The 7,078-nt window shown below is 37.0% G+C and carries 7 protein-coding genes and 1 pseudogene; 2 read left to right on the top strand and 6 right to left on the bottom strand.

Going from position 1 to position 7,078, the window contains the following annotated elements; genetic code table 11:
• Positions 1-214: hypothetical protein (locus VIH09_RS05695; RefSeq protein ID WP_331578778.1), on the top strand; the 214-nt coding region annotated here is incomplete at its 5' end.
• Here VIH09_RS05695 and VIH09_RS05700 read toward each other — a convergent pair.
• The 3 genes from VIH09_RS05700 to VIH09_RS05710 form a co-directional block, all read right to left on the bottom strand.
• A complete protein-coding gene (locus VIH09_RS05700; protein ID WP_331578780.1) occupies positions 174-1,013 on the bottom strand; it encodes a hypothetical protein in 840 nt (279 codons plus the stop codon). The genes VIH09_RS05695 and VIH09_RS05700 overlap by 41 nt on opposite strands.
• A gap of 159 nt (positions 1,014-1,172) precedes the next feature.
• Positions 1,173-2,057 (bottom strand): type II CAAX endopeptidase family protein, encoded by an 885-nt coding sequence (locus VIH09_RS05705; protein ID WP_331578782.1) that lies wholly within the window; start codon positions 2,055-2,057, stop codon positions 1,173-1,175.
• Positions 2,058-2,234: 177 nt separating this feature from the next.
• On the bottom strand, positions 2,235-2,621 hold the full coding sequence (locus VIH09_RS05710) for a hypothetical protein (protein WP_331578784.1): 387 nt from the start codon (positions 2,619-2,621) through the stop codon (positions 2,235-2,237).
• A 307-nt stretch (positions 2,622-2,928) separates the two neighbouring features.
• Here VIH09_RS05710 and VIH09_RS05715 point away from each other — a divergent pair, with 307 nt between their 5' ends.
• Positions 2,929-3,099, top strand: coding sequence for a hypothetical protein (locus VIH09_RS05715; RefSeq protein WP_331578786.1), 171 nt, complete (start codon positions 2,929-2,931; stop codon positions 3,097-3,099).
• 31 nt (positions 3,100-3,130) lie between these two features.
• On the opposite strand, the gene secA is transcribed toward VIH09_RS05715, so the two are convergent.
• The 3 genes and pseudogenes from secA to VIH09_RS05730 form a co-directional block, all read right to left on the bottom strand.
• Positions 3,131-6,475, bottom strand: a complete 3,345-nt coding sequence (gene secA, locus VIH09_RS05720; RefSeq protein ID WP_331578788.1) for a preprotein translocase subunit SecA — start codon at positions 6,473-6,475, stop codon at positions 3,131-3,133.
• An 85-nt stretch (positions 6,476-6,560) separates the two neighbouring features.
• Entirely contained in the window at positions 6,561-6,782 is a 222-nt protein-coding gene (locus VIH09_RS05725; protein ID WP_007138072.1) for a DUF2795 domain-containing protein, read from the bottom strand.
• 162 nt (positions 6,783-6,944) lie between these two features.
• A pseudogene (locus VIH09_RS05730) lies at positions 6,945-7,078 on the bottom strand (ATP:cob(I)alamin adenosyltransferase); the annotation flags it as partial.

Raw genomic sequence — 7,078 nt, forward strand, 5'->3', positions numbered from 1 at the left:
GAGTTTTTTTAAGCTTTCGTACAACGGTTTGCGGCTTGGCGAAGTGACGGAATTAGAAGCACAAATGTTCAGTTTAGAACAAATGTTTATTAGAATTCCGAATGTTCAATTTAGCACAAAACCGGTCCATTTTGCCAAAGCGCTGTTAGCGGTTCGGGCTTGTTTGTTCATTTTCATATTCTTTTTGCAATCAAAGTCAATTCAGGCTCTTTAACTGTTAGTGAAACAATTTTCTCGTTCTCAAATTGAAAAGAAATTTCGACCGAAGGGGCACCATTATAGGTAAATGTATGGTCGCCAATTTTCAATAGCGAGCCACCAAACTTTCCGAGTTTGCCAAACAAAAGCTTTTTTTGGCTATTCACTTTTACAGAAAAGCCATCAAATTCACCCTCCCCATATTTGTAATCGGCAGCATATTTTTGTTTTTCGGCCTCGTCTATGCCTTGGTATTTTAGGCTATCAGCATCGCCCAAAGCGGTTAAATAATCAATTAATTGGATTGAATTCTTTGATTGACTGTCCCCGTTTTTGGCGTGTTGGAGTAAACTAATGCCATGTGGACCCGATGTTCGTTGTAATCCAGGCATAAATTCAATCATAGATTTTACCGTATCATGTGCCCCCAACATGGCAAAAGTGAAAATATCTGGTCTTGCCCCCCTTGAAATTAAGTAGTCGACGATGTCTTTTCTACCTACATGCGATGCCGCACCTATAGCAGTTTCCCAATCGCCAAAGCCCCAATCCCAAGTAGCACGAGCCAATTCAGGTCTTCTATTGACAAGCTCTTTTAACCTGTCCAAATTAAAATGTGAAACTCCAACCACTTCGTTTGTTATTTCATCATCAATTGCCGGATAACGTTTGGGTTGTTTTATTTCATTAGTAGTACTCTCATCAATGTTAAAAATGTTTTTTGCATAAAGTACATTATGAATAGGCAAAGTCAAAAGCCCTAGAATTGAACTTTTCACCAAAACTCTTCTTGAAAATATATGTTGATTTTCCATGTTTTTTTAGTAAGTTAAATCTCTAATTATTATTGCTAGCCTGACTGCTAACGGTGAATATAAGAATAGTAGCTGACTGCGTGTCACTTTCTTGTCAAGTTACAAGTAAGCTGAAGCGGTCTACAGCCCTTGAAATTACAACTATCACGGCTATTATTTTTATACATTGTTAGCAGGTGTTTTAATATCTAGTCGGATATTATTTTTAATAGATTTCAATCTTGACATTACATAAATAAACAATCCAATGCTAATCAAGAATGTACCATTCCAAATTATGAAGTGATAATCAATTCCTGTTTCCAAGATCGTTTTTTTGTCAAATTGATGTCCCAGTTTTGACCACCAAAACGAAAAATTGCATATATCCATAATAAAATGTGCAATTATTCCTGGTATTAAAGAATTGGAGTAATATGCAATTGAACCAAACAATACACTTATAAAGAAAATTTGAAAAATAATTGGACCAGACCAAGCTTGATGAAGATGCACTATTACAAAAATTATTGAACCAATTGAAATTGCCATTAATGGTCCATATTTTTTTTCTAATGGAACCTGCATGTATCCTCTAAATCCAATTTCTTCACAAATACCTGCAACAGCAGAAATCATAATAACTACCAACCAAGCAGCCCATGCGGGAACATTTTCAAGGAAACTATACTCCCGAGAAAACCTTTCTGCAGGGAATTCCATTAAACGAAAAGTTACTATCAGACCTGACTGTTCTATTAATACAATAAGTGTAATACCAACTATTGATAAAAACCATGCATTCAATGAAAGTTTTGGGTTTCTAAAATTCTGCTTTCTGAATAGCTTCGTGTGCTTTGGATTCCATGAGCCACTTAAATATTTAATGTAAAACCATAAAAATGCCATCATTAATATAAATGACCAAGGCAATGGTACAAAAGTCGCTAATACTGACCAAGTTAATACACCTATTGTACTTATTGTAAATCCTAAAATAATTGATCTTATGATTAAAGGTGCTTTATTCCAAATTTTAGAGATCGTCGATTTCTTTTCGTCCATATTCATAATTTAATTTCATTAAATACTTGCTAACGTCCTTGCGGCTTTGCTCGGGTTTTGGGATTAAATTCAGATTAATCTTGCGGATTATCACTTTTATTTTAAGTATAAAACCAATTTCAAATTAAGCCGAATACCCAAATCCGGCAAAACCGCTGTTGTGCGCTGGTTTTATATTCAATATTCTAATTTCAATTCTTCATCAAAATTACAGCATAATTTGCCATATTCTGATTTAGTTTTACTGTATAAAAATTTATTTAGTTTAATAGTATCGTTTTCAATTTCGATTTTATTTAAAAGTCCAATCAAACGTTTTGAACTTTTTGATTTTCCTTTTTCAAGGTCGATTATGTATATTTTAAATCCCGGTTCATTTTCTACGAAATCAAAATAAACTAATGTAATGAATTTTTTATTTTTTGAAATTGCATATTTATCTTGCCAACTAAATTTTGGCAGATTTAATTCAATTCCACTAATTTCTATTTCTGCTAAATTATATGGAGAACCCATTGTAATTTCGTTTCTGTTTTTGAATGTTATTTTTATTTTTCCTTCCATTTGAAACTATTTCGAATAAAATTTGGGTTTTCTTTTAAACGTACATTTTTCTTGTAAACTAGCAGACAACTAGTATGTCTGATAAAATGAGATCTATCACCCCAATTTAGGGCAGATAGATCTGACTATAGTTCACACAATATCTATTCTCAAATATATAAATTAATTAACCGTAAATACTGACTAATTTTGTTTTGATAATTAACTTGTCCTCAAAGATGAATTCTTTTTGTTATGGATTGTTATGGGAAACCACAATCATATTCTAATAGCACAAATTTTTAGCCCCTAGAGTAGTGAAAAGCCTATGCTGGCGCAAACCGCTTTTTATGGTGGCGGCAGAGCGACCGAAGGAAGCTCCTGCCAGCGCCTGGAAAAAAAAGGGTTTGAGCCAAATAGCTTACAACGAATGGCGGGAATAGCTCCTGAATTCAGGATAAAAAAATTCCCCAACTACTTTCGTAATTGGGGAATTTAATATTGAGCGGGATTGTATCTGTTATAAGAAATTATTCTTTAACGATGACCCATTGGCCTGAGGCTACTAAGCTTTCGGCTTTTTTGTATTTCATTTCTTGAATTTGTCCGTTAGCCACGTTTTGAATCGTAACGTTGTCATTACGGTTGATTTTCGGCATCTCTCTCACGATAGTTTCTGTAACCTGACGTTGCTGAGTTTGTCCTGCTTCGCGGTTATCCGCTTCACTGTTAGGAATTTCGTCTTTCGAAGTTTTATAGTCTTCTTTCTGACGCACAACCTCTCTGGCTTCTTCGATTGGAGCGCTTTGTTGCGGCAAATCCCCTTTGAAAAGGAATGAAATCACCTCTTTGTTCACACCATTCAACATACCGTTGAATAAATTGAAAGCCTCAAATTTGTAAATTAGCAAAGGATCTTTTTGTTCGTGAACGGCCAGTTGAACTGATTGTTTCAATTCGTCCATTTTGCGTAAATGCTTTTTCCAAGCTTCATCCACGATTGACAAGGTGATATTTTTCTCAAAATCGGCAACCAATTGTTTACCCTCAGTTTCGTATGCTTTCTTCAAATCAGTCACCACGCTCAATGATTTCACACCATCGGTAAATGGAACTACGATGCGTTCGAACTGGTTGTTTTTGTCTTCGTATATGTTTTTGATGATTGGGAAAGCCTCTCTTGCACTGCGTTCCGTTTTCTCGTTGTAATATTTTAAAGCTTCTTTGTATACTTTTCCAGTCAATTCTATTTCAGTCGATTTCAAGAAATCGCTTTCCGAAACTGGAGAAGTGATAGAGAAGTAACGAATAAGATCAAATTCGAAGTTTTTGAAATCGTTGGTCGCTTTTGTGTCTTGTACGATAAGTTCGCAAGTGTCATATAACATGTTAGCGATGTCCAGTTTCAAACGTTCTCCAAACAGGGCATGGCGACGACGTTTGTACACCACTTCACGTTGTGCGTTCATCACATCATCATACTCCAATAAACGTTTACGTACACCAAAGTTGTTTTCCTCCACTTTTTTCTGTGCACGTTCGATGGATTTGGTCATCATTGAATGTTGGATAACTTCTCCTTCTTCGAGTCCCATTCTGTCCATTACTTTGGCCACTCTTTCAGAACCAAACAAACGCATTAGGTTGTCTTCAAGGGAAACATAAAACTGAGAACTTCCTGGGTCTCCTTGACGACCGGCACGACCTCTCAACTGTCTGTCTACACGACGAGAATCGTGACGTTCCGTACCTACAATCGCAAGTCCGCCCGCTGCTTTCACTTCTGGAGACAATTTTATATCCGTTCCACGACCGGCCATGTTGGTGGCAATTGTAACCACTCCAGATTTTCCTGCCTCTTCTACAATTTGAGCTTCCTGTTTGTGCATTTTTGCATTCAATACATTGTGCGCAACACCTCTCATTTTTAACATTCGGCTTAACAATTCCGAAATTTCAACTGAAGTCGTTCCAATAAGAACCGGTCTTCCCGCGCTTGACAATGCCGTTACATCCTCAATTACGGCGTTGAATTTTTCACGAGTCGTTTTATAGATGAAATCCTCCTTGTCTTGTCTTGCCATTGGTCTGTTAGTAGGAATTTCCACTACATCCAATTTGTATATCTGCCATAACTCGCCAGCCTCAGTAACCGCAGTTCCTGTCATACCGGCCAACTTGTTGTACATTCTGAAATAATTCTGTAAAGTTACCGTGGCAAATGTTTGGGTTGCAGCCTCGATTTTCACGTTTTCCTTAGCCTCGATAGCCTGGTGCAATCCGTCAGAATAACGACGACCATCCATGATACGTCCTGTTTGCTCATCGACAATCATGATTTTGTTGTCCATGATTACATATTCAGTATCTTTTTCGAAAAGGCTATACGCTTTCAAAAGTTGGGTCAAGGTGTGGATACGTTCGCTTTTTATTCCGAAGTCTTGGAATAATTTTTCTTTTTCCTCAGCCTCGGCGTCTTTCTCTAATTTTTTCTTTTCGATAGAGGCAATTTCAGTTCCGATATCCGGAAGGACGAAAAAGTCAGGGTCTGTGTCTCCCGAAAGGAATTGGATTCCATTGTCGGTCAACTCAACCTGATTGTTTTTTTCTTCAATAACAAAATACAAGGCCTCGTCAATCTTGTGCATTTCGCGATTGTTGTCTTGCATGTATTGGTTTTCCGTTTTTTGAAGAAGTTGTCTGATTCCTTCCTCACTCAAAAACTTGATCAGCGCTTTGTTTTTTGGTAAACTTCTATAGGCTCTCAAAAGCAAGAAACCTCCTTCTTTAGTGTTTCCTTCTTTTATCAGTTTTTTTGCCTCAGATAAAAATCCGTTTGCCAACTGACGTTGAAGACTAACCAAGTTTTCAATTTTTGGTTTCAACTCATTAAACTCGTGACGGTCTCCTTGCGGTACCGGACCGGATATGATTAATGGAGTTCTGGCATCATCAATCAATACGGAATCGACCTCATCGACAATCGCATAATTGTGTTTCCTTTGAACCAAATCATTTGGTGAATGGGTCATGTTATCTCTCAAATAATCAAAACCGAATTCATTGTTCGTTCCGTAAGTGATGTCCGCATTGTAAGCGGCTTTACGTCCTTCAGAACTTGGTTGGTGATTATCGATACAATCAACAGTCATTCCGTGGAATTCAAACAAAGGCGCTTTCCAAGTACTATCACGTTTAGCCAAATAGTCATTGACAGTAACCAAGTGCACTCCGTTTCCGGTCAAAGCGTTCAGGTATAATGGCAAGGTTGCCACTAATGTTTTTCCTTCACCCGTTTGCATCTCTGCAATTTTTCCTTCGTGCAATACCATTCCACCAATCAGTTGGACGTCATAGTGAATCATGTCCCAAGTAATTTCTTTACCTGCAGCATTCCATTTGTTTTGCCAAACGGCACTGTCTCCATCAAGAGAAACATAAGGTTTAATTCCAGAGAACTCTCTGTCTTTCGCTGTTGCGGTTACTCTAATTTCTGAGTTGTCTTTGAAACGTCTCGCTGTCTCTTTTACCACGGCAAAAGCTTCAGGAAGAATTTCAAGTAATGTTTTTTCAGACAAATCGTATGCTTCTTTTTCCAGAGCATCAATCGCTACATAAATGTCTTCTCTTTGGTCAATGTCTTCAATCCCTTCAACATCTTTCTTAAGGGTTGCTATTTTAGCGTCAATCCCTGCACGGGCAACTTGCAGTTGGTCTTTGAAGAAAAAAGTACGCGCCCTTAATTCGTCATGGGATAATGCAATTAAGTTACTTTCAAAAGTTTTAATTTTGTTTAAGTAAGGCTGTAAAGCCTTAACATCTTTCTCGGATTTGTCTCCGACAAAGGCTTTAAGAATGCTATTTATGAAACTCATAATATGGTTGTATTTCTAATTATTTTAAAGTGTAAATTTAACCAAAAAAAAAGCCTCTTTTGAGACTTTTTCTTTGATTATTCTTTTAATATTCATCCTCATTCCAAAGATAATCTTCGTCTGTAGGATAATCTGGCCAAATTTCTTCCATTGATTCATATATCTCGCCTTCGTCTTCAATAGATTGTAGGTTTTCTACTACTTCTAAAGGAGCTCCTGCACGTATAGCGTAATCAATAAGTTCGTCTTTGTTAGCAGGCCACGGGGCATCGCTAAGATAGGATGCTAATTCTAATGTCCAATACATCTTTTGTCGATTTAGTTTTGTGCAAAAATAATTTTTTTACTGAAAAAGACAAGTAAAAATCTATTTATTTTTAAAAAAAGTTAAGAACGTTTTTTTTAGTGTAAAGTTTCAGGTTTGAAGTTTGAGGTTTTTAACCCAAAAACCAGCACCGATTCCTGTCTATTATTTCCTGGGAATCCATTGAACTTCCTCGGCTTGCAAATCATGCGACAACTTCCGTGCCAATACGAAAAGGTAGTCAGAAAGTCGGTTTAGGTACCTGATTGCGATCTCGGCCACGGGCTCATTGTGACTTA

The organism is Flavobacterium sp., assembly GCF_036515215.1.
In the GTDB taxonomy this organism is placed as follows: domain Bacteria; phylum Bacteroidota; class Bacteroidia; order Flavobacteriales; family Flavobacteriaceae; genus Flavobacterium.